Raw genomic sequence first — 22,799 nt, 5'->3', positions numbered from 1 at the left:
ACATGAATTTGGAAACCATTAAAGACGCCAAACAGCTGAATGGTTTGGCGCTTGCTTACATGGGTGATGCCGTGCTGGAGGTATACGTTAGGCATCACCTCTTAAAGCAAGGCATGACAAGGCCCAACGATCTGCACAGGCAGTCGAGGCGCTATGTCTCCGCCAAGTCGCAGGCAAGCATGCTGTTTGCGCTGGAGGAGCAGGAATTTTTCACCGAAGAAGAACAGGCTGTGCTGAGAAGAGGACGGAATGCCAAATCCGGAACGGTACCGAAAAATACGGATGTCCAAACATATCGTTACAGTACGGCTTTTGAGGCGGTCATCGGGTATCTTTTTCTTGAGAACAGGGAAGATAGGCTTAATGAACTCATCAAAGCAGCGCTGGAAAAACGGGATGGCAGGGAGGAAGTCAAATGAGTCAGCAGCATGATTACGTCATAGGAAAAAACGCGGTCATCGAAACATTAAAGTCCGGCCGGGAATTGTATAAGCTGTGGATGGCGGAAAACACAGTGAAGGGACAGGCTCAGCAAGTCGTCGAGCTCGCCGCCAAAAAAGGCATCACGATTCATTATGTCCCAAGAAAAAAACTCGATCAAATGGTTTCCGGACAGCATCAAGGCGTCGTCGCCCAGGTCGCGGCTTACGAGTATGCCGAGCTGGATGATCTTTTTCAAAAGGCCGAAGACAGAAATGAACAGCCGTTTATCCTCGTATTAGACGAAATTGAGGATCCGCACAATCTGGGCTCTATTATGCGCACGGCAGACGCGGTCGGGGCGCATGGCATCATCATTCCGAAAAGGCGCGCGGTCGGCCTTACGACGACTGTCGCCAAAGCCTCGACAGGAGCCATCGAACATATTCCGGTCGTCAAAGTGACCAACCTGTCGCGGACCCTGGAAGAAATGAAGGAACGGGGCATTTGGGTAGTCGGTACCGATGCGTCTGGACAACAGGACTACAGGTCGCTGGACGGAAATATGCCGCTTGCGCTTGTCATCGGCAGCGAAGGAAAAGGCATGGGAAGGCTTGTTAAAGAGAAATGTGATTTTCTCATTCGCCTGCCGATGGCGGGAAAAGTCACGTCCCTGAATGCTTCAGTTGCAGCCGGCCTGCTGATGTATGAAGTGTACCGGAAACGAAGCCCTCTGGGAGAATAGACGGAATGGACATCCTGTTGGTCGACGGTTATAACATGATTGGGGCATGGCCTCAGCTGAAAGATTTAAAAGAAAACAGTTTTGAAGAAGCAAGGGACCTGTTGATTCAGAAGATGGCGGAATATCAATCGTATACTGGATTTCGGGTAATCGTTGTCTTTGATGCGCATCTCGTTAAAGGAATCGAGAAAAAGAAGGTCAATCATCGCGTAGAAGTGATATTTACAAGGGAAAATGAAACGGCTGATGAACGGATCGAGAAACTGGTGTCAGACTTGAATAATATTCAGACGCAACTCCATGTTGCCACATCCGATTACACAGAGCAGTGGGCGATTTTTGGCCAGGGGGCCCTGCGCAAATCGGCCAGGGAGCTGCTCAGGGAAGTCGAAGCGATCGAAAGGCAAATCGAAAAAAGGGTGAAACAAATCACCTCAGAACGTCCTGCAGGGAAAATTCCATTGTCAGAAGATGTCTTGAAAATCTTCGAAAAATGGCGGCGTGGCGACTTGGATTAGGTTGACGCTTTTTTGTCCATTACTGTATAATATTTCTATCTACGTGCGGTCGGGGGGATCGGAGTGAACTTACAAAACAACCAGGGAAAATTCAGCAAAGAACAGTTCAGCAAAGAACGTTTTTGCCAGTTGGAAGACGAGCAGGTCATTGAAATGGTTCATGTCGGAGACAGTGATGCGTTAGATTACTTGATTACAAAGTATCGTAATTTTGTAAGGGCAAAAGCAAGATCCTACTTCTTAATCGGGGCTGATCGGGAAGATATCGTTCAGGAAGGCATGATTGGACTCTACAAATCTATCCGTGATTTTAGAGAGGACAAGCTGACTTCATTCAAAGCTTTTGCAGAATTATGCATTACCCGCCAAATTATTACCGCTATCAAAACAGCTACTCGCCAGAAACATATTCCGCTCAATTCTTATGTGTCGCTGGACAAGCCCATTTATGACGAGGAATCAGACCGGACGCTTCTCGACGTGATTTCAGGAGCCAAGGTTATGAATCCTGAAGAGCTGATCATCAATCAGGAAGAATTCGATGATATCGAGCTGAAAATGGGAGAATTGCTTAGTGATTTAGAAAGAAAAGTTCTTGCGCTCTATCTCGACGGAAGATCCTATCAGGAAATATCCGAAGAACTAAACCGCCATGTAAAATCGATCGATAATGCACTCCAGCGTGTCAAAAGGAAGCTTGAAAAGTACCTGGAGCTCCGCGAAATCAGCTTGTAGCCGCTGCTTATGGCATATTGACAGTCATTTTATGACTGTGATATGTTACTTAGGAAATGATCGTCCAGAAAAAGGTGTAAACATGAAGAAAAAAGTAACGTTAGCCTGCAAAAATTGCGGAAATCGTAATTATACGACAATGAAAAGCTCCGCAGCTTTGGCTGAACGGCTCGAAGTAAAGAAATACTGCAATAACTGCAATTCACATACAGTACATCTGGAAACAAAATAGGTGTTTTTGTTTTTAGGTTGTGGAGGTTTCTTACCATGGGTATTATCAAATTTTTAAAGAATGTCGGAAAAGAAATGAAAAAGGTCACCTGGCCTAAAGGAAAAGAACTAACGCGCTATACGATCACTGTTATCACCACCGTTATCTTTTTCGCCATCTTTTTTGCACTCATCGATTCGGGTATTACGCAATTAATTCGTTTAATAGTTGAATAATGATCAGCATAACGTGTTATAATAGATCTAAATATGACTTGCCAAAAAACCCGTTTAACGGGTTTTTTCATTGTTTCAAAATATGAGGCTCGTATAAAAGAAAGCGTCAGTTTCCCGGTACGGCCAATAAACTTTTAAGGTGTGGGGAGGGAAGGACTGAAAGGGTCCTGAATGAGAATGGAAAAGAAATGGTATGTGGTTCATACGTACTCCGGCTATGAAAATAAAGTAAAAGCGAATTTGGAAAAGAGGGTAGAATCGATGGGGATGCAAGATAAGATATTCCGCGTCGTTGTACCTGAAGAGGAAGAGACCGATATTAAAAATGGCAAGAAAAAAGTCGTTAAAAAGAAAGTATTTCCTGGGTATGTACTTGTCGAACTTGTCATGACGGATGATTCCTGGTATGTTGTTCGAAATACGCCTGGTGTGACCGGGTTTGTCGGTTCTGCCGGATCAGGTTCAAAGCCGACTGCGCTGCTTCCGGGCGAAGCGGAAAAAATCCTGAAGCGGATGGGGCTTGAAGAAAGAAAAACAGAAATCGACTTTGAATTAAAAGAAACCGTCAAGGTTATCGACGGCCCGTTTGCTGATTTCACAGGGACGATCGAAGAGATCGACCATGACAAAAATAAAGTCAAAGTATTTGTTAATATGTTCGGAAGAGAGACCCCGGTTGAGCTCGAATTTACTCAAGTTGACAAATTGTAATGGAAAAGCGCTTGAAATCACTATATAAAAGTGATAATATACAAAGGTGCGTCTTGGCAAAAAGGCCAAGGCAGCTAGCTTGATATTTTCATCATTCATATAAAGAATGAGACCTTGAGTGGGAGGGTTCACCCTATTACCACATCACGGACTTAAGGAGGTGTGTCTCGTGGCTAAAAAAGTAGTTAAAGTTGTAAAATTGCAAATTCCTGCTGGAAAAGCGAATCCAGCTCCGCCAGTTGGTCCTGCGTTAGGTCAAGCCGGTGTTAACATCATGGGATTCTGTAAGGAGTTTAACGCTCGTACATCTGACCAAGCTGGTCTGATCATTCCTGTAGAAATTTCGGTTTACGAAGACCGTTCATTTACATTTATCACAAAAACTCCGCCTGCTGCTGTATTGCTTAAAAAAGCGGCTGGCATTGAGTCAGGTTCTGGTGAGCCTAACCGTAATAAAGTCGCAACTGTTAAACGCGATAAAGTACGTGAAATCGCCGAAACAAAAATGCCTGACTTAAATGCGGCAGATGTTGAAGCGGCTATGCGTATGGTTGAAGGAACTGCCCGCAGTATGGGTATTGTGATCGAAGACTAATTTTTGTCTCTTTGCTGGGTTGCGAGTTTGGATAGACAAGTTCGCAACCCTTATTCGTGGGAGGTTATTCCGCTAAAACCACTAAGGAGGAAATTTTAAAATGGCTAAAAAAGGTAAAAAATACGTCGAAGCTGCCAAGCTTGTAGAGCGTACAAAAGCTTACGACGTAAACGAAGCGATTGAGCTTGTGAAAAAAACAAACACAGCTAAATTTGATGCTACTGTTGAAGCAGCATTCCGTTTAGGTGTTGACCCTCGTAAAAACGACCAGCAAATCCGTGGTGCAGTTGTACTTCCAAACGGAACAGGCAAAACTCAGCGCGTTCTTGTTTTCGCTAAAGGTGAAAAAGCGAAAGAAGCAGAAGCTGCTGGTGCAGACTACGTAGGCGATGCAGATTACATCAACAAAATTCAGCAAGGCTGGTTTGATTTTGATGTGATCGTTGCGACTCCTGACATGATGGGTGAAGTCGGTAAAATCGGACGCGTGCTTGGACCAAAAGGTCTTATGCCAAACCCTAAAACAGGAACGGTTACATTTGAAGTTGAAAAAGCAGTCAACGAAATCAAAGCGGGTAAAGTTGAATACCGCGTTGATAAAGCAGGAAACATTCACGTTCCAATCGGAAAAGTGTCATTCGAAGAAGGCAAGCTTGTAGAAAACTTCGCGACAATGTACGACACAATTTTGAAAGCGAAACCTGCTGCTGCTAAAGGTGTATACGTGAAAAACGTTTCTGTTACATCTACAATGGGACCTGGAATCAAAGTGGACCCTTCAACTTTCAACGTAAAATAATATTGACTTTTGATAAGACGTTCTGATATAATTCAAAACGTTGTAAAAATAAAATATGTCCATTTATACCGTAGACAGTAGGTGCCGATAAGGCTTAATTTCCTACCGAGGTGTATATATATCACAGCTCTAGCGTTACGTATGCTTGTATATACAGCCTCCATGTCGAATGGAGGCTTTTTATATGGAACATGTCGTTAAAGAACGTGATCACCGAACGGTATAAGTGTTACACAGATGAATCTTACAGGAGGTGTAACCATGAGCAGCGCAATTGAAACAAAAAAAGTTGTTGTTGAAGAAATTACTTCTAAACTGAAAGAAAGTAAATCAACGATCATCGTTGACTATCGCGGCCTTAACGTAGCTGAAGTAACAGAACTTCGTAAACAGCTTCGCGAAGCTAACGTTGAGTTCAAAGTGTACAAAAACACGATGACTCGCCGTGCGGTTGAACAAGCTGAACTTGATGGTTTGAACGATTTCTTAACAGGACCGAATGCGATTGCATTCAGCACTGAAGATGTTGTCGCTCCAGCTAAAGTTCTTAACGAGTTTGCTAAAAAGCACGAAGCTCTTGAAATCAAAGCTGGCGTAATCGAAGGCAAAGTGTCTACAGTAGAAGAAGTGAAAGCTCTTGCTGAACTTCCATCTCGCGAAGGCTTGCTTTCTATGTTGCTTAGCGTACTTCAAGCTCCAGTTCGCAACCTTGCTCTTGCAACTAAAGCTGTTGCAGAACAAAAGGAAGAACAAGGCGCTTAATATTGTCAGTATCTAAAAAATAAAACAAAATGGAGGAATTACAAATGGCTTTAAATATCGAAGAAATCATTGCTTCCGTTAAAGAAGCAACTGTACTTGAATTGAACGACTTAGTAAAAGCAATCGAAGAAGAATTTGGCGTAACTGCTGCTGCTCCTGTAGCTGTAGCTGGCGGAGCTGCTGCTGGCGGTGCTGCTGAAGAAAAAACTGAATTTGATCTTGTTCTTGCTGGTGCAGGAGATCAAAAAATCAAAGTTATCAAAGTGGTTCGTGAAATCACTGGTCTTGGCTTGAAAGAAGCTAAAGAACTTGTTGACAACACTCCAAAACCTCTTAAAGAAGGTATTGCGAAAGAAGAAGCTGAAGAGCTTAAAGCTAAACTTGAAGAAGTTGGCGCTTCTGTAGAAGTTAAGTAATCTTCACCTAATCTTTAGGGGAAAGCTCGCTTTTAAAAGCGGGCTTTTTCTTTGCTAATTAATTGTAGTCCCTTCCGCATAAGATAAGCCATCTTGTTTCAAGATATCTGGAGAGTTCACCAACTGAGGAGGTTCTGTGATGACTGACCATTATTATTCGGAAAAACCTTCAGCAAAAAGCAGCAGATCAACGTGGGCATTTCACTTGAGAAACCGGACGTTTACTTTTATCAGCGACAGCGGAGTTTTTTCAAAAAGAGAAGTGGACTTTGGCTCAAGGCTGCTGATTGAAGCTTTCCGGGAACCGGATGCAGAAGGTGATTTTTTGGATGTAGGCTGCGGCTATGGCCCGATTGGTCTTTCGCTTGCTGCGGATTTCGAAGATCGAATGGTTCACATGATCGATGTTAATGAAAGAGCTGTCGAACTTTCGAAGGAAAACGCGTTAAATAATCAGATCGACAACATAAAGATCTATCAGAGTGATCTGTTTGCCAACGTCGAACCTGCAAAAAAATTCGCTTCTATTATTACTAATCCCCCCATACGCGCCGGGAAAAAAACTGTGCACGCCATCTTTGAAAAAAGCGCTGAACATTTGCGGCCTTCAGGAGAGCTGTGGGTCGTCATTCAGAAAAAACAAGGCGGGCCTTCTGCCATTGAAAAATTAAAAGAACTTTTTGCGGACGTTGAAGTCGTTCAAAAAAAGAAAGGGTACTATATCATCAAAGCAAAAAAAGTTTGACTCGGATTTTCAGCTATGTTAATATTATAAAATGCCAATGTATATATTTTGCTGCTGTTTTTAAGAAACGCCTAGGTTTGTATAAAATATACATTATTGGGAACACTAATAAAATCGGTATTTTGTTTTTGGATGTGGTTTTCTAAATTAGAAACCCTTTTTTCTTTTGTCTTGTAAAAGTATTTCTTACATATTTGCGGAAGAAATGCTTGTTACACATATATTACGCATGATTTGAGGGGTGAATCAGTTGACAGGTCAACTAGTTCAGTATGGACGACACCGCCAGCGCAGAAGCTATGCACGCATTAGCGAAGTGTTAGAATTACCAAATCTCATTGAAATTCAAACCTCTTCTTATCAGTGGTTTCTTGATGAGGGTCTTAGAGAGATGTTTCAAGACATATCGCCAATTGAGGATTTCACTGGTAACCTCTCTCTGGAATTTATCGACTACAGCTTGGGCGAGCCTAAGTATCCGGTAGAAGAATCAAAAGAGCGCGATGTGACCTACTCAGCTCCGCTGCGGGTTAAAGTTCGCTTAATCAACAAAGAGACCGGCGAAGTAAAGGATCAGGATGTCTTCATGGGTGATTTCCCTATTATGACAGACACTGGAACCTTTATTATCAACGGTGCGGAACGGGTCATTGTATCTCAGCTCGTTCGTTCTCCAAGTGTATATTTTAGTGGTAAAGTAGACAAAAACGGTAAGAAAGGTTTTACCGCGACTGTCATTCCAAACCGTGGCGCATGGTTAGAATACGAGACTGATGCGAAAGATGTTGTTTACGTACGCATCGATCGCACACGTAAGTTGCCGGTTACGGTTCTTTTGCGTGCTCTTGGCTTCGGATCTGACCAAGAGATCATTGATCTCATCGGTGAAAACGAGTATTTGCGCAATACGCTTGATAAAGATAATACGGAAAACACCGATAAAGCACTTCTTGAAATCTACGAGCGTCTTCGTCCAGGGGAGCCGCCTACAGTAGAAAACGCAAAAAGCCTGCTTGATTCAAGGTTCTTTGATCCGAAAAGATATGACCTTGCAAGTGTAGGACGTTATAAAATTAATAAAAAGCTTCACATCAAAAACCGACTGTTTAATCAGCGGCTTGCTGAAACGCTGGTCGATCCTGAAACAGGCGAAATCCTTGCCGAAAAAGGCGCGATTTTAGACAGAAGAACGCTTGACAAAGTTCTGCCGTACCTTGAAAACGGAATCGGTTTTAAAAAGCTGTATCCGAACGGCGGAGTTGTCGAAGATGAAGTGACACTTCAGTCTATCAAAATCTATGCCCCGACAGATCAAGAAGGGGAGCAGACAATCAATGTGATTGGAAATGCTTATATTGAAGAAGGCGTTAAAAATATTACACCTTCTGATATTATCTCTTCCATCAGCTATTTCTTTAACCTCCTTCACGGAGTGGGCGATACCGATGATATCGACCATTTAGGAAACCGCCGTCTCCGTTCAGTGGGAGAGCTTCTGCAAAACCAATTCCGTATCGGTTTAAGCAGAATGGAGCGTGTTGTTCGTGAAAGAATGTCTATTCAAGACACAAACACGATCACGCCGCAGCAGCTGATCAATATTCGCCCTGTCATCGCATCAATCAAAGAGTTTTTCGGAAGCTCTCAGCTTTCTCAGTTTATGGATCAGACGAATCCGCTTGCTGAGCTGACGCATAAGCGCCGTCTGTCAGCGCTCGGACCGGGCGGTTTGACCCGTGAGCGCGCAGGAATGGAAGTCCGTGACGTTCACTATTCCCACTACGGCCGGATGTGTCCGATTGAAACCCCTGAGGGTCCAAACATCGGCTTGATCAACTCGCTTTCTTCATTCGCGAAAGTGAACCGTTTCGGCTTCATCGAAACGCCGTATCGCCGCGTTGATCCTGAGACTGGAAAAGTAACGCCGAGAATCGATTACTTGACAGCTGATGAAGAAGACAACTATGTCGTTGCCCAGGCAAACGCACGCCTGAATGATGACGGATCTTTTGTGGACGACAGCATCGTCGCCCGTTTCAGAGGGGAGAACACCGTTGTTCCGAAAGACCGCGTCGACTATATGGACGTTTCGCCTAAACAGGTTGTCTCTGCCGCGACTGCATGTATTCCTTTCTTGGAAAACGATGACTCAAACCGCGCCCTTATGGGAGCGAACATGCAACGTCAGGCTGTACCTCTTATGCAGCCTGAATCGCCGATCGTCGGAACCGGAATGGAATATGTGTCTGCGAAAGACTCCGGTGCCGCTGTTATTTGCCGCCACCCTGGTATCGTTGAACGGGTGGAAGCGAAAAACATCTGGGTGCGCCGCTATGAAGAAGTCGACGGCCAGAAAGTCAAAGGGAACCTTGATAAATACAGCCTGCTGAAGTTTGTTCGTTCCAACCAGGGAACTTGCTACAACCAGCGTCCGATCGTAAGTGTCGGTGATGAGGTTGTAAAAGGTGAAATTTTAGCTGACGGTCCGTCCATGGAAAAAGGTGAGCTTGCCCTTGGACGCAACGTCATGGTCGGCTTTATGACATGGGATGGCTACAACTACGAGGATGCCATCATCATGAGCGAACGCCTTGTAAAAGACGACGTATACACGTCTATTCATATTGAAGAATACGAATCAGAAGCCCGGGATACTAAGCTCGGACCTGAAGAAATCACACGCGATATTCCAAACGTCGGTGAGGACGCTCTTCGCAATCTCGATGAACGCGGAATTATCCGTGTCGGTGCTGAAGTAAAAGACGGAGATCTTCTTGTTGGTAAAGTAACGCCTAAAGGTGTTACTGAGCTTACAGCTGAAGAACGCCTGCTTCACGCCATCTTCGGGGAAAAAGCGCGTGAAGTCCGCGATACGTCGCTGCGTGTACCTCACGGAGGCGGCGGTATCATCCTTGATGTAAAAGTGTTCAACCGCGAAGACGGAGACGAACTGCCTCCGGGCGTTAACCAGCTCGTCCGCGTCTACATCGTTCAGAAGCGTAAAATTTCTGAAGGGGATAAAATGGCCGGACGCCACGGTAACAAAGGTGTTATTTCGAAAATCCTTCCGGAGGAAGATATGCCGTATCTGCCTGACGGAACGCCGATTGACATCATGTTAAACCCGCTGGGCGTACCATCGCGTATGAACATCGGGCAGGTGTTGGAGCTTCACCTTGGTATGGCTGCACGCCGCCTCGGTCTCCATGTCGCGTCACCGGTATTTGACGGTGCCCGTGAAGAAGATGTGTGGGAAACGCTTGAAGAAGCCGGCATGTCAAGGGACGCAAAAACCGTCCTTTACGACGGCCGAACTGGAGAGCCGTTTGACAACCGTGTTTCTGTCGGTATCATGTACATGATCAAACTGGCTCACATGGTTGACGACAAATTGCACGCACGTTCAACTGGTCCTTACTCACTCGTTACTCAGCAGCCTCTCGGAGGTAAAGCGCAGTTCGGTGGACAGCGTTTTGGAGAGATGGAAGTTTGGGCGCTTGAAGCTTACGGTGCAGCATATACGCTTCAAGAAATCCTGACTGTTAAATCGGATGATGTCGTAGGCCGTGTGAAAACATACGAAGCCATCGTAAAAGGCGATAATGTTCCAGAACCTGGTGTTCCGGAATCGTTCAAAGTATTGATCAAAGAGCTTCAAAGCTTAGGTATGGACGTCAAAATTCTATCAAGCGACGAAGAAGAAATCGAAATGAGAGACTTGGAAGACGACGAAGACGCGAAACAAAACGAAGGCCTTTCTCTGCCGAATGATGAAGAGTCCGAAGAGTTCGTTTCTGCTGACGTAGAACGCGATGTCGTCACAAAAGAATAAATGAATTATATACGCAAGTGACAGGGTATAACCCGAAGATAAAAAGGGAGGTAGGCCCCTTGCTGGATGTGAACAATTTTGAGTATATGAACATCGGTCTCGCTTCACCTGACAAAATCCGTTCATGGTCTTACGGAGAAGTGAAAAAGCCTGAAACAATCAACTATCGTACTTTGAAACCTGAAAAAGATGGTCTCTTCTGCGAGCGCATTTTCGGTCCTCAAAAGGACTGGGAATGCCACTGCGGAAAGTACAAGCGGGTTCGTTATAAAGGCGTAGTCTGTGACCGTTGTGGAGTTGAAGTAACCCGGGCTAAAGTCCGTCGTGAGAGAATGGGGCATATCGAGCTGGCAGCCCCGGTTTCTCACATCTGGTATTTTAAAGGAATCCCGAGCCGTATGGGTCTTGTGTTGGATATGTCTCCGCGCGCATTGGAAGAAGTCATTTACTTTGCTTCTTACGTCGTAACAGATCCGGCCAATACACCGCTTGAGAAAAAACAGCTTCTTTCTGAAAAAGAGTACCGGGCGTACCTTGATAAATACGGAAATAAGTTCCAAGCATCAATGGGTGCTGAAGCGATTCATAAGCTCCTTCAGGATATCGACCTCGATAAAGAAGTGGATATGCTGAAAGAAGAGCTTAAAACGTCACAAGGACAGCGCCGCACACGTGCGATCAAACGTCTGGAAGTATTGGAAGCCTTCCGCAACTCCGGAAATAAGCCGTCATGGATGATCCTGGACGTTCTTCCAGTCATCCCGCCTGAGCTGCGACCTATGGTACAGCTTGACGGTGGACGTTTTGCAACTTCCGACCTGAACGATTTGTACCGCCGTGTCATCAACCGTAACAATCGTTTAAAACGTCTCTTGGATCTTGGAGCGCCAAGCATTATCGTTCAAAACGAAAAGCGCATGCTTCAAGAAGCCGTGGACGCTTTGATCGATAACGGACGCAGAGGCCGTCCTGTTACAGGTCCGGGAAACAGACCGTTAAAATCCCTTTCTCACATGCTGAAAGGTAAACAAGGCCGTTTCCGTCAAAACCTTCTCGGTAAACGTGTAGACTACTCAGGCCGTTCGGTTATTGTCGTAGGTCCGAACCTGAAAATGTATCAATGCGGTCTTCCGAAGGAAATGGCGCTGGAACTATTCAAGCCATTCGTCATGAAAGAGCTTGTTGAAAAAGGTCTTGCCCACAACATTAAGAGTGCGAAGCGTAAAATTGAGCGCGTTCAGCCGGAAGTCTGGGATGTCCTTGAATCAGTTATCAAAGAACACCCTGTGCTTCTTAACCGTGCACCTACGCTTCACAGATTGGGTATTCAGGCGTTTGAGCCAACGCTTGTTGAAGGTCGTGCCATCCGTCTTCATCCGCTTGTATGTACGGCATACAACGCTGACTTTGACGGAGACCAAATGGCGGTTCACGTTCCTTTATCAGCAGAGGCGCAAGCTGAGGCGCGCATTCTTATGCTCGCTGCGCAAAACATCCTGAACCCTAAAGACGGAAAACCGGTTGTTACGCCGTCTCAGGATATGGTACTTGGAAACTATTATCTGACGCTGGAACGCGCTGGTGCAGTCGGCGAAGGTATGGTTTTCAAAGATACGGATGAAGCGCTTCTTGCTTATCAAAACGGATATGTTCATTTGCATACGAGAGTAGCCGTTGCGGTTAACTCCTTGAAAAATGAAACATTTACAGAAGAACAGCGTTCCAAGCTGCTCATTACAACTGTCGGAAAACTGATCTTTAACGAAATTCTTCCGCCGTCGTTCCCGTACATGAACGAACCGACGAAGAGCAACATTGAAGAAAAAACGCCTGACCGTTTCTTCTTGGATTACGGTGCAGATGTTAAAGAAGCCATTAAGAACCAGGAAATCAACCAGCCGTTCAAAAAAGGCATTTTGGGTAAAATCATTGCGGAGATCTTCAAAAGATTCCATATTACAGAAACATCAAAAATGCTTGACCGCATGAAAAACCTCGGCTTTAAATATTCTACAAAAGCCGGAATTACGGTCGGTGTTTCCGATATCGTCGTATTGGACGACAAACAGGAAATCCTTGAAGAAGCGCAAGGAAAAGTCGATAACGTGATGAAGCAGTTCAGACGCGGTCTGATAACTGAAGAAGAGCGTTATGAACGGGTCATTTCCATCTGGAGTGCAGCTAAAGATACGATCCAAGGCAAGCTGATGAAATCCTTGGATGAAATCAACCCGATCTATATGATGAGTGATTCCGGAGCCCGGGGTAACGCATCAAACTTTACGCAGCTTGCGGGTATGCGCGGTCTGATGGCCAACCCGGCTGGACGGATCATCGAACTTCCGATCAAGTCAAGTTTCCGCGAAGGTTTAACGGTACTCGAGTACTTTATTTCTACTCACGGTGCGCGTAAAGGTCTTGCGGATACGGCCCTGAAGACAGCCGACTCAGGTTACCTGACACGCCGTCTCGTAGACGTAGCCCAAGACGTCATCATTCGTGAGACTGACTGCGGTACGGACCGAGGCATTCTTGCCAAAGCCATCACGGAAGGCACAGAAGTGATCGAGCGTCTTGAAGAGCGTCTTGTCGGCCGATTCGCGAGAAAACCTGTTAAACATCCGGAAACAGGTGAAATGCTCGTGAATGAAAACGAGCTGATCGACGAAGATAAAGCGCTCGAAATTGTCGAAGCAGGCATTGAAGAAGTGTGGATCCGCTCCGCATTTACATGTAATACGTCACATGGTGTATGTAAACGATGCTACGGCCGCAACCTGGCAACAGGAACCGATGTCGAAGTCGGGGAAGCAGTCGGAATCATCGCTGCCCAGTCCATTGGTGAGCCGGGTACACAGTTAACGATGCGTACCTTCCATACGGGCGGGGTTGCCGGAGACGATATTACACAAGGTTTGCCGCGTATCCAGGAATTGTTTGAAGCGCGAAACCCTAAAGGTCAAGCGACAATCTCTGAAATTGACGGTGTCGTGGCCGAAATTAATGAAGTCCGCGATAAACAGCAGGAAATCGTCGTTCAGGGCGAAGTTGAAAGCCGTTCATATACGGCGCCTTACAATGCACGCTTGAAAGTCACTGAAGGAGAGAAAATTTCCCGTGGTCAAGTACTGACAGAAGGTTCGGTCGATCCGAAAGAACTTCTGAAAGTTACTGACATCACCACGGTTCAAGAATACCTCCTTCATGAAGTGCAGAAGGTTTATCGTATGCAAGGGGTTGAAATCGGAGATAAGCACGTCGAGGTTATGGTTCGCCAGATGCTTCGCAAAGTGCGTGTCATCGATGCCGGCGACACGGAAGTGCTGCCAGGCACGCTGCTCGATATTCACCAGTTTACAGAAGCAAACAAAAAAGTTCTGCTTGAAGGCAAACGCCCTGCAACAGGCCGTCCGGTGCTTCTTGGTATCACCAAAGCATCGCTTGAAACGGATTCCTTCCTGTCTGCCGCGTCATTCCAGGAAACAACACGTGTCCTGACAGATGCAGCGATCAAAGGAAAACGTGATGAGCTTCTCGGTCTGAAAGAGAATGTTATCATCGGTAAGCTTGTTCCTGCTGGAACGGGTATGCTGAACTACCGTAAAGTGAAGCCGGTATTGCAAGTCCAATCATCTGATGAAATGGTTCCGGCTGAATAGATAAAAAAATCCTAAAGAAGGATGTCACTAAAAATTGTCATCATATGTTGACATCCTTCTTTCAGGATGATAATATAACCAAGGTGCTCAATTTAAACCTGTTACTTTGGAGGATATATGATGTCTTATGATAAAGTATCACAGGCTCAATCTATTATTATCGGTACGAAGCAGACAGTCAAAGCACTGAAGCGCAATTCTGTTAAGGAAGTCGTCGTAGCAAAAGACGCTGATCCTTGTCTGACGTCTGGTGTTATTAACCTGGCAAATGAACAAGGGGTTCCCGTCTCAATGGCAGAGTCCATGAAAAAGCTCGGCAAAGCCTGCGGAATTGAAGTCGGAGCTGCAGCTGTTGCCATTATTCAATAACGTACTCGTTGTTTTTGCTTTTATGCAAAGGCATTGTTTTTTGCTTTTAAATGAACCACCTGGGTATGTGGGTTATAAAACATGATGAAGGGAGGAAATACAAAATGCCTACAATTAATCAGCTAGTCCGCAAAGGACGCGTAAGCAAAGTTGAAACATCTAAGTCTCCAGCACTTAACAAAGGATACAACAGCTTCAAGAAAGAGCACACTAACGTATCTTCACCACAAAAACGCGGAGTATGTACCCGTGTTGGTACAATGACACCGAAGAAGCCGAACTCAGCGCTTCGTAAATATGCCCGTGTTCGCTTAACTAACGGAATCGAGGTTACGGCCTACATTCCTGGTATCGGACACAACCTGCAAGAGCACAGTGTCGTATTGATCCGCGGTGGACGTGTAAAAGACTTACCGGGGGTACGCTACCACATCGTGCGTGGCGCACTTGATACTGCCGGAGTTGAAAACCGTGCACAAGGCCGTTCTAAATACGGTACAAAACGTCCTAAGAAAAAATAATTCCGTTTAAATACAAATAATAGGGTTTTTAAAAGCAAGGAGTTCTGGCAATGCTGTTAAGGGCATCAGGCTTTTCGCGCCAAGCGTCAGTTTGATCCCGGCAGCTGAACCGTGAAATCCCTCTGCTTACTGTAAACCCGTAACAAGAGAAGGGAGGATAATCAGATGCCACGTAAAGGTCCTGTAGCAAAAAGAGACGTTTTACCTGATCCGCTTTACAACTCTAAACTGGTTACTCGTTTGATCAACAAAATGATGATCGACGGTAAAAAAGGTAAAGCTCAAACAATCCTATACAAGTCATTCGATATTATTAAAGAACGTACCGGCAACGATGCAATGGAGGTTTTCGAACAAGCATTGAAGAACATCATGCCTGTGCTTGAAGTTAAAGCACGCCGCGTAGGTGGTGCGAACTACCAAGTACCTGTAGAGGTTCGTCCTGAACGCCGTACGACTCTTGGACTTCGCTGGTTAGTAAACTACGCTCGTCTTCGCGGAGAAAAAACGATGGAAGAGCGTTTAGCTAACGAAATCCTTGATGCAGCTAACAACACTGGTGCTGCTGTTAAGAAACGTGAAGATACTCATAAGATGGCTGAAGCAAACAAAGCGTTCGCTCACTATCGCTGGTAATCTCACACGACAAAATATTATTCCCTAAGAAGGAAGGAGAAAAGACCCAATGGCAAGAGAGTTCTCCTTAGAAAAAACTCGTAATATCGGAATCATGGCTCACATCGATGCCGGTAAAACGACAACAACTGAACGTATCTTGTTCTACACAGGCCGTATCCATAAAATTGGTGAAACTCATGAAGGGGCTTCCCAAATGGACTGGATGGAGCAGGAACAAGAACGCGGTATCACAATCACATCTGCTGCAACAACTGCACAGTGGAAAGGCTACCGCGTAAACATCATCGACACACCAGGACACGTAGACTTCACAGTTGAGGTTGAACGTTCCCTGCGCGTACTTGATGGTGCCGTTGCCGTTCTTGACGCACAATCAGGCGTTGAGCCGCAAACTGAAACAGTTTGGCGTCAGGCAACAACTTACGGAGTACCTCGTATCGTATTTGTCAACAAGATGGACAAAACGGGTGCGGACTTCCTTTACTCTGTAGGAACTCTTAGAGACCGTCTTGAGGCGAACGCTCACGCGATCCAATTACCGATTGGCGCCGAAGACAATTTCGAAGGGATCATTGATCTTGTAGAAAACGTTGCGTACTACTATGAAGATGATCTCGGAACACGCTCTGATGCGCGTGAAATCCCTGCTGAGTACAAAGACAAAGCTGAAGAGCTTCGCGCTAGCTTGATTGAAGCTGTCGCTGAGCTTGATGAAGAGCTTATGATGAAGTACTTGGAAGGCGAAGAAATTACAGTTGACGAGCTGAAAGCGGCAATCCGCAAGGGAACTTGTAACGTTGAGTTCTATCCGGTTCTTTGTGGTTCAGCTTTCAAAAACAAAGGTGTTCAATTAGTGCTTGACGCAGTTCTTGACTACCTGCCAGCTCCAACTGACGTACCAGCAATCAAAGGTACTCTGCCTGATTCTGAAGAAGAGGTTACTCGTGAGTCTTCTGACGACGCACCTTTCTCAGCACTTGCATTTAAAGTTATGACTGACCCTTACGTTGGTAAATTGACATTCTTCCGTGTGTACTCAGGAACTCTTGATTCCGGTTCATACGTAAGAAACTCAACAAAAGGCAAACGTGAGCGCGTCGGCCGTATTTTGCAAATGCACGCCAACAGCCGTGAAGAAATTTCTACTGTGTACGCAGGGGATATCGCTGCTGCTGTAGGTTTGAAAGACACGACTACAGGGGACACGCTTTGCGACGAGAAAAACCTTGTTATTCTGGAATCAATGGAATTCCCTGAGCCTGTTATCCACGTTGCAATCGAGCCTAAATCTAAGGCTGACCAAGACAAAATGTCTACTGCGCTGGCTAAATTGGCTGAAGAGGATCCAACATTCCGTGCGCATACTGACGTTGAAACAGGTCAAACGATCATCGGCGGTATGGGTGAGCTTCACCTTGATATCATCGTTGACCGTATGAAACGCGAATTTAAAGTTGAAGCCAACGTTGGTGCACCTCAAGTTGCGTATCGTGAAACATTCCGTGCGAGCGCGCAAGTTGAAGGTAAATTCGTACGTCAGTCTGGTGGACGCGGACAGTTCGGACACGTTTGGATCGAATTCTCTCCAAACGAAGAAGGAAAAGGCTTTGAGTTCGAAAACGCAATTGTCGGTGGTGTCGTTCCTCGTGAATACATTCCGGCTGTTCAAGCAGGGCTTGAAGATTCACTTCAAAACGGTGTAATCGCAGGTTACCCTGTAATCGACATCAAAGCGAAACTGTTTGACGGTTCTTATCACGATGTCGACTCTAACGAAATGGCGTTTAAAATCGCTGCTTCAATGGCGCTTAAAAACGCGGCAAGCAAGTGTAACCCGGTTATTCTTGAGCCGATCTCCAAAGTTGAAGTCGTTATCCCAGAAGAATACATGGGAGACATCATGGGTGACATTACATCACGTCGCGGTCGCGTAGAAGGTATGGAAGGACGCGGAAACGCTCAAGTCGTTCGCGCGATGGTTCCACTTTCTGAAATGTTCGGTTACGCTACGGCTCTCCGTTCAAACACACAAGGACGCGGTACGTTCACAATGGTCTTCGACCACTACGAAGAAGTGCCTAAGAGCATCGCTGATGAGATCATCAAAAAAAATCAAGGTGAATAATTGATTTTGCCTCTTCATTAAAGTATAAATACTATTGTAAGATGAGAAAGTGAAACATTGCTTTCACTTTCTATCACTCTATATAACAAAAACTAACCTTTTTAAGGAGGATTTTCAGAATGGCTAAAGAAAAATTCGACCGTTCCAAATCACATGCCAACATTGGTACAATTGGACACGTTGACCATGGTAAAACTACATTAACAGCTGCTATCACTACTGTGCTTCATAAGAAATCTGGTAAAGGTACTGCTATGGCATACGACCAAATCGACGGTGCTCCAGAAGAGCGTGAGCGCGGTATCACAATCTCTACTGCACACGTTGAGTACGAAACTGACAACCGTCACTATGCACACGTTGACTGCCCAGGACACGCTGACTATGTTAAAAACATGATCACTGGTGCTGCGCAAATGGACGGCGCGATCCTTGTTGTTTCTGCTGCTGACGGCCCAATGCCACAAACTCGTGAGCACATCCTTCTTTCTCGTAACGTAGGTGTGCCTTACATCGTAGTATTCTTGAACAAATGCGACATGGTAGACGACGAAGAGCTTCTTGAGCTAGTTGAAATGGAAGTTCGCGATCTTCTTTCTGAGTATGAGTTCCCTGGTGACGATGTACCAGTTATCAAAGGTTCTGCTCTTAAAGCTCTTGAAGGAGATGCTCAGTACGAAGAAAAAATCTTTGAACTGATGGCTGCTGTTGACGAGTACATCCCAACTCCAGAGCGTGAAACTGACAAACCATTCATGATGCCTGTTGAGGACGTATTCTCAATCACAGGTCGTGGAACAGTTGCTACTGGACGCGTAGAGCGCGGACAAGTTAAAGTCGGTGACGAAGTTGAAATCATCGGTCTTCAAGAAGAAAACAAGAAAACAACTGTTACAGGTGTTGAAATGTTCCGTAAGCTTCTTGACTATGCAGAAGCTGGAGACAACATCGGTGCACTTCTTCGCGGTGTATCTCGTGAAGAAATCCAACGCGGTCAAGTACTTGCTCAACCAGGTACAATCACTCCGCACAAAAAATTTAAAGCTGAAGTTTACGTTCTTTCTAAAGAAGAGGGTGGACGTCACACTCCATTCTTCTCTAACTACCGTCCTCAGTTCTACTTCCGTACAACTGACGTAACTGGTATCATTCAGCTTCCAGAAGGCGTAGAAATGGTTATGCCTGGAGACAACATCGAAATGACTGTTGAATTGATTTCAACAATCGCGATCGAAGACGGAACTCGCTTCTCTATCCGTGAAGGCGGACGTACAGTTGGTTCTGGCGTTGTTTCTTCTATCATCGAATAATACTTATAAAATAAAAAACGAGATCCAGCCGGGTCTCGTTTTTTATTTACGCCGTTATTGAAATGGGATTTATTTTCCGCCTGTAAGTCCTTGATTAACACTGCTTGAATCTGTATAATAAAAAAAGTGTGCAAAAGCCGGTAATATTCAATATTACCTTGCAACTTGCCTATAAATTTTGTATAATAGTGCATGTTGGTCTTTGACTGCGATGAAGTGAGAGGTTGCTGACACACCCGGCCGCTTTGCCATGGCAAGGTGATTCAGGTTTTTCTCACGGAGAATTGTCTAATGTAAGTAGGCGAAAAGGAGGGAAAATAATGGCAAAACAAAAAATTCGTATTCGTTTAAAAGCGTATGATCATAGAATCCTTGATCAATCTGCTGAGAAGATTGTTGAAACGGCTAAACGTTCCGGAGCCAGTGTTTCTGGTCCGATTCCGTTGCCAACTGAGAAATCAGTTTACACAATCCTTCGTGCGGTGCACAAATACAAAGATTCTCGTGAGCAATTCGAAATGCGTACACATAAACGTTTAATCGACATTGTGAACCCAACACCACAAACTGTCGATGCTTTAATGCGATTAGATTTACCATCTGGTGTCGATATCGAAATTAAACTTTAATCTAAAATATAGAATGATTTTTATAGGAGGTGTGACGAATGACCAAAGGAATCTTAGGAAGAAAAATTGGTATGACGCAAGTTTTCGCAGAAAACGGTGATCTTATTCCGGTAACTGTTATCGAAGCTGCTCCTAACGTTGTACTTCAGAAGAAAACTTCTGAAAACGACGGCTATGAAGCGATTCAGATCGGTTTTGACGACAAGCGTGAGAAGCTTGCCAACAAACCAGAAAAAGGACACGTTGCAAAAGCGGAAACTGCTCCTAAGCGCTTCGTTAAGGAATTACGCGGAGTGGATATGGATGCGTATGAAGTTGGTCAGGAAGTCAAAGTTGATATTTTCTCTAACGGAGAAGTCGTAGATGTAACAGGTACATCGAAAGGTAAAGGTTTCCAAGGTGCTATCAAACGCCACGGACAATCTCGCGGACCTATGTCTCACGGTTCACGCTACCATCGCCGTCCTGGTTCAATGGGACCGGTAGATCCTAACCGTGTATTCAAAGGAAAACTGTTGCCTGGACGTATGGGCGGAGAGCAAATCACTGTTCAAAACCTTGAAATCGTAAAAGTGGATGCAGAGCGCAACCTTCTTTTAGTTAAAGGTAACGTTCCTGGTGCAAAAAAATCACTAGTCACTGTTAAAAGTGCTGTTAAATCTAAATAATTCTCTTAGGAAAGGAGGAAATTGATCATGCCAAAAGTAGCTTTATATAACCAAAACGGTTCTACTGCTGGTGATATCGAATTAAACGACTCTGTATTTGGAATTGAGCCAAATGAGAGCGTAGTATTCGACGCTATTCTTATGCAAAGAGCTTCCTTACGTCAAGGAACTCATAAAGTAAAAAATCGTTCGGAAGTACGTGGCGGAGGTCGCAAACCTTGGCGTCAAAAAGGTACCGGCCGTGCTCGTCAAGGATCTATCCGTTCACCGCAATGGCGCGGAGGTGGTATCGTATTCGGTCCTACACCACGCAGCTATGCATATAAATTACCGAAAAAAGTTCGCCGCTTGGCTATCAAATCAGCATTGTCTTCTAAAGTGAATGACAACAACTTGATCGTTCTTGAAGATCTTAATCTTGATGCGGTTAAAACAAAAGAAATGGCAGCTATCCTTAAAGGTCTGTCTATCGAGAAGAAAGCTTTAATCGTAACTGCGGATGCAAACGAGACAGTTGAACTATCTGCTCGCAACCTTCCTGGAGTTACTGTTGTTGAAGCTAACGGAATCAACGTCCTCGATGTTGTCGGTCACGAGAAGCTTGTGATGACGAAAGCAGCGGTTGAAAAAGTAGAGGAGGTGCTTGCATAATGAAAGATCCTCGTGATGTTCTAAAGCGCCCCGTCATTACTGAACGTTCTGCTGATTTAATGACTGAAAAAAAATACACGTTTGAAGTAGACGTAAAAGCTAACAAAACTGAAGTAAAAGACGCTGTTGAACAAATCTTTGGAGTGAAAGTTGAAAAAGTCAACATCATGAACTACAAAGGGAAATTCAAACGTGTCGGCCGCTACTCTGGTATGACAAACAAACGCAGAAAAGCGATTGTTAAGCTTACTGAAGACAGCAAAGAAATCGAAATTTTTGAAGCTTAATCACTTGTAAAAAGAAGGAGGGAAATTCAAAATGGCGATTAAAAAGTACAAACCGACCTCTAACGGACGTCGCGGCATGACTTCTTCTGATTTCGCGGAAATCACGACAGATCAGCCGGAAAAATCCTTGCTTTCACCGCTTCACAAAAAAGGCGGACGCAACAACCAAGGTAAATTAACTGTACGTCATCAAGGCGGCGGACATAAACGCCAATACCGTATTATCGACTTCAAACGCGATAAAGATGGTATACCTGGACGCGTTGCTACAGTTGAGTACGATCCAAACCGTTCAGCTAACATTGCTCTAATTAACTATGTAGACGGAGAAAAACGCTACATCTTGGCTCCTAAGGGCCTTCAAGTAGGTACTGAAATTATGTCAGGTCCAGAAGCTGACATTAAAGTAGGTAACGCACTTCCACTGATCAACATCCCTGTTGGTACAGTTGTGCACAACATTGAATTAAAACCTGGAAAAGGCGGACAGCTTGTACGTTCAGCTGGTACATCTGCCCAAGTTCTTGGTAAAGAAGGAAAATACGTTCTTGTACGTCTGAACTCCGGTGAAGTTCGCATGATTCTTTCAGCTTGCCGCGCAACAATCGGTCAAGTGGGTAACGAACAGCATGAACTGATCAACATCGGTAAAGCAGGACGTTCACGCTGGAAAGGCATCCGTCCTACAGTTCGTGGTTCTGTTATGAACCCTAACGATCACCCGCACGGTGGTGGTGAAGGACGCGCTCCAATCGGACGTAAATCACCTATGTCTCCATGGGGTAAACCAACTCTTGGATTCAAAACTCGTAAGAAAAAGAACAAATCAGATAAATTCATCGTACGTCGTCGTAAAAATAAATAACGGGGTTGTCTACGGTTCATATCGGACCGTAGTGCAATCACGAAGGGAGGTTCCAAAATGGCTCGCAGCTTAAAAAAAGGACCATTTGTCGATGATCATCTAATGACAAAAATCGAGAAATTAAATGAAGCGGATAAGAAACAAGTTGTGAAAACTTGGTCTCGCCGTTCTACTATTTTCCCGCAATTTATCGGTCACACAATCGCAGTCTATGATGGACGCAAACATGTGCCTGTTTACATCTCTGAAGATATGGTAGGTCACAAGTTGGGTGAATTCGCACCGACTCGTACTTACAAAGGTCATGCTAGTGATGACAAAAAAACAAGACGCTAATGAGAGGAGGCTTTT

At 44.9% G+C, this 22,799-nt stretch carries 25 protein-coding genes and 1 other annotated feature; all 25 genes read left to right on the top strand.

What is annotated here, in order from left to right:
* Positions 1 to 2: 2 nt before the first annotated feature.
* The gene (locus tag H2R00_RS14450; RefSeq protein ID WP_003178284.1) at positions 3 to 419 is read left to right on the top strand and encodes a Mini-ribonuclease 3; all 417 of its coding nucleotides are present in this window, start codon (positions 3 to 5) and stop codon (positions 417 to 419) included.
* A complete protein-coding gene (gene rlmB, locus H2R00_RS14445; RefSeq protein ID WP_043925493.1) occupies positions 416 to 1,165 on the top strand; it encodes a 23S rRNA (guanosine(2251)-2'-O)-methyltransferase RlmB in 750 nt (249 codons plus the stop codon). The genes H2R00_RS14450 and rlmB overlap by 4 nt, the downstream gene beginning before the upstream one ends.
* Positions 1,166 to 1,170: 5 nt before the next feature.
* Positions 1,171 to 1,683, top strand: coding sequence for a ribosome-dependent mRNA decay endonuclease Rae1/YacP (rae1, locus tag H2R00_RS14440; protein ID WP_020449848.1), 513 nt, complete (start codon positions 1,171 to 1,173; stop codon positions 1,681 to 1,683).
* A 63-nt stretch (positions 1,684 to 1,746) separates the two neighbouring features.
* On the top strand, positions 1,747 to 2,418 hold the full coding sequence (gene sigH, locus H2R00_RS14435) for an RNA polymerase sporulation sigma factor SigH (protein ID WP_003178288.1): 672 nt from the start codon (positions 1,747 to 1,749) through the stop codon (positions 2,416 to 2,418).
* 82 nt (positions 2,419 to 2,500) lie between these two features.
* Entirely contained in the window at positions 2,501 to 2,650 is a 150-nt protein-coding gene (rpmG, locus tag H2R00_RS14430) for a 50S ribosomal protein L33 (RefSeq protein WP_003178289.1), read from the top strand.
* 35 nt (positions 2,651 to 2,685) lie between these two features.
* A complete protein-coding gene (gene secE / locus H2R00_RS14425; protein ID WP_003178291.1) occupies positions 2,686 to 2,865 on the top strand; it encodes a preprotein translocase subunit SecE in 180 nt (59 codons plus the stop codon).
* A gap of 177 nt (positions 2,866 to 3,042) precedes the next feature.
* On the top strand, positions 3,043 to 3,576 hold the full coding sequence (gene nusG, locus H2R00_RS14420) for a transcription termination/antitermination protein NusG (protein ID WP_003178298.1): 534 nt from the start codon (positions 3,043 to 3,045) through the stop codon (positions 3,574 to 3,576).
* A gap of 169 nt (positions 3,577 to 3,745) precedes the next feature.
* Positions 3,746 to 4,171: a 50S ribosomal protein L11 gene (rplK, locus tag H2R00_RS14415; protein WP_003178300.1), complete on the top strand. Its 426-nt coding sequence runs from the start codon at positions 3,746 to 3,748 to the stop codon at positions 4,169 to 4,171.
* A 100-nt stretch (positions 4,172 to 4,271) separates the two neighbouring features.
* Positions 4,272 to 4,970 carry a 50S ribosomal protein L1 gene (rplA, locus tag H2R00_RS14410; protein WP_043925496.1) on the top strand — a complete coding sequence of 233 codons (699 nt, stop codon included), beginning with the start codon at positions 4,272 to 4,274 and terminating at the stop codon, positions 4,968 to 4,970.
* Positions 4,971 to 5,020: 50 nt separating this feature from the next.
* Positions 5,021 to 5,162: a sequence feature (ribosomal protein L10 leader region), on the top strand.
* Between the two features lie 69 nt (positions 5,163 to 5,231).
* A complete protein-coding gene (rplJ, locus tag H2R00_RS14405) occupies positions 5,232 to 5,732 on the top strand; it encodes a 50S ribosomal protein L10 (RefSeq protein WP_003178304.1) in 501 nt (166 codons plus the stop codon).
* Positions 5,733 to 5,776: 44 nt separating this feature from the next.
* Positions 5,777 to 6,148, top strand: coding sequence for a 50S ribosomal protein L7/L12 (rplL, locus tag H2R00_RS14400; protein ID WP_003178305.1), 372 nt, complete (start codon positions 5,777 to 5,779; stop codon positions 6,146 to 6,148).
* A 139-nt stretch (positions 6,149 to 6,287) separates the two neighbouring features.
* Positions 6,288 to 6,893, top strand: coding sequence for a class I SAM-dependent methyltransferase (locus H2R00_RS14395; RefSeq protein WP_154999853.1), 606 nt, complete (start codon positions 6,288 to 6,290; stop codon positions 6,891 to 6,893).
* A gap of 250 nt (positions 6,894 to 7,143) precedes the next feature.
* On the top strand, positions 7,144 to 10,725 hold the full coding sequence (gene rpoB, locus H2R00_RS14390) for a DNA-directed RNA polymerase subunit beta (protein WP_182069550.1): 3,582 nt from the start codon (positions 7,144 to 7,146) through the stop codon (positions 10,723 to 10,725).
* A gap of 59 nt (positions 10,726 to 10,784) precedes the next feature.
* Positions 10,785 to 14,384: a DNA-directed RNA polymerase subunit beta' gene (rpoC, locus tag H2R00_RS14385; protein WP_182069548.1), complete on the top strand. Its 3,600-nt coding sequence runs from the start codon at positions 10,785 to 10,787 to the stop codon at positions 14,382 to 14,384.
* Between the two features lie 120 nt (positions 14,385 to 14,504).
* Positions 14,505 to 14,753 (top strand): 50S ribosomal protein L7ae-like protein, encoded by a 249-nt coding sequence (locus tag H2R00_RS14380; protein WP_011197481.1) that lies wholly within the window; start codon positions 14,505 to 14,507, stop codon positions 14,751 to 14,753.
* Between the two features lie 104 nt (positions 14,754 to 14,857).
* Positions 14,858 to 15,274 (top strand): 30S ribosomal protein S12, encoded by a 417-nt coding sequence (rpsL, locus tag H2R00_RS14375; RefSeq protein WP_003178315.1) that lies wholly within the window; start codon positions 14,858 to 14,860, stop codon positions 15,272 to 15,274.
* Positions 15,275 to 15,439: 165 nt separating this feature from the next.
* A complete protein-coding gene (rpsG, locus tag H2R00_RS14370) occupies positions 15,440 to 15,910 on the top strand; it encodes a 30S ribosomal protein S7 (RefSeq protein ID WP_003178317.1) in 471 nt (156 codons plus the stop codon).
* Between the two features lie 49 nt (positions 15,911 to 15,959).
* Positions 15,960 to 18,038 (top strand): elongation factor G, encoded by a 2,079-nt coding sequence (gene fusA, locus H2R00_RS14365; RefSeq protein ID WP_154995473.1) that lies wholly within the window; start codon positions 15,960 to 15,962, stop codon positions 18,036 to 18,038.
* A 119-nt stretch (positions 18,039 to 18,157) separates the two neighbouring features.
* Positions 18,158 to 19,348: an elongation factor Tu gene (gene tuf, locus H2R00_RS14360; protein ID WP_003178321.1), complete on the top strand. Its 1,191-nt coding sequence runs from the start codon at positions 18,158 to 18,160 to the stop codon at positions 19,346 to 19,348.
* A gap of 320 nt (positions 19,349 to 19,668) precedes the next feature.
* Positions 19,669 to 19,977, top strand: a complete 309-nt coding sequence (rpsJ, locus tag H2R00_RS14355; protein WP_003156464.1) for a 30S ribosomal protein S10 — start codon at positions 19,669 to 19,671, stop codon at positions 19,975 to 19,977.
* Positions 19,978 to 20,015: 38 nt separating this feature from the next.
* Entirely contained in the window at positions 20,016 to 20,645 is a 630-nt protein-coding gene (gene rplC / locus H2R00_RS14350; protein WP_075752548.1) for a 50S ribosomal protein L3, read from the top strand.
* A 27-nt stretch (positions 20,646 to 20,672) separates the two neighbouring features.
* Positions 20,673 to 21,296 (top strand): 50S ribosomal protein L4, encoded by a 624-nt coding sequence (gene rplD, locus H2R00_RS14345; RefSeq protein WP_003178327.1) that lies wholly within the window; start codon positions 20,673 to 20,675, stop codon positions 21,294 to 21,296.
* Entirely contained in the window at positions 21,296 to 21,583 is a 288-nt protein-coding gene (gene rplW, locus H2R00_RS14340; protein ID WP_003178328.1) for a 50S ribosomal protein L23, read from the top strand. The genes rplD and rplW overlap by 1 nt, the downstream gene beginning before the upstream one ends.
* A gap of 31 nt (positions 21,584 to 21,614) precedes the next feature.
* A complete protein-coding gene (gene rplB / locus H2R00_RS14335; protein ID WP_154999533.1) occupies positions 21,615 to 22,448 on the top strand; it encodes a 50S ribosomal protein L2 in 834 nt (277 codons plus the stop codon).
* Between the two features lie 57 nt (positions 22,449 to 22,505).
* Positions 22,506 to 22,784 (top strand): 30S ribosomal protein S19, encoded by a 279-nt coding sequence (gene rpsS, locus H2R00_RS14330; RefSeq protein WP_003178334.1) that lies wholly within the window; start codon positions 22,506 to 22,508, stop codon positions 22,782 to 22,784.
* Positions 22,785 to 22,799: the final 15 nt, after the last annotated feature.

The organism is Bacillus haynesii, assembly GCF_014042035.1.
Classification (GTDB): Bacteria; Bacillota; Bacilli; order Bacillales; family Bacillaceae; genus Bacillus; species Bacillus haynesii.
The sequence above is the reverse complement of the archived record's forward strand: the minus strand, read 5'-3'. Positions and strand labels throughout refer to the sequence as shown.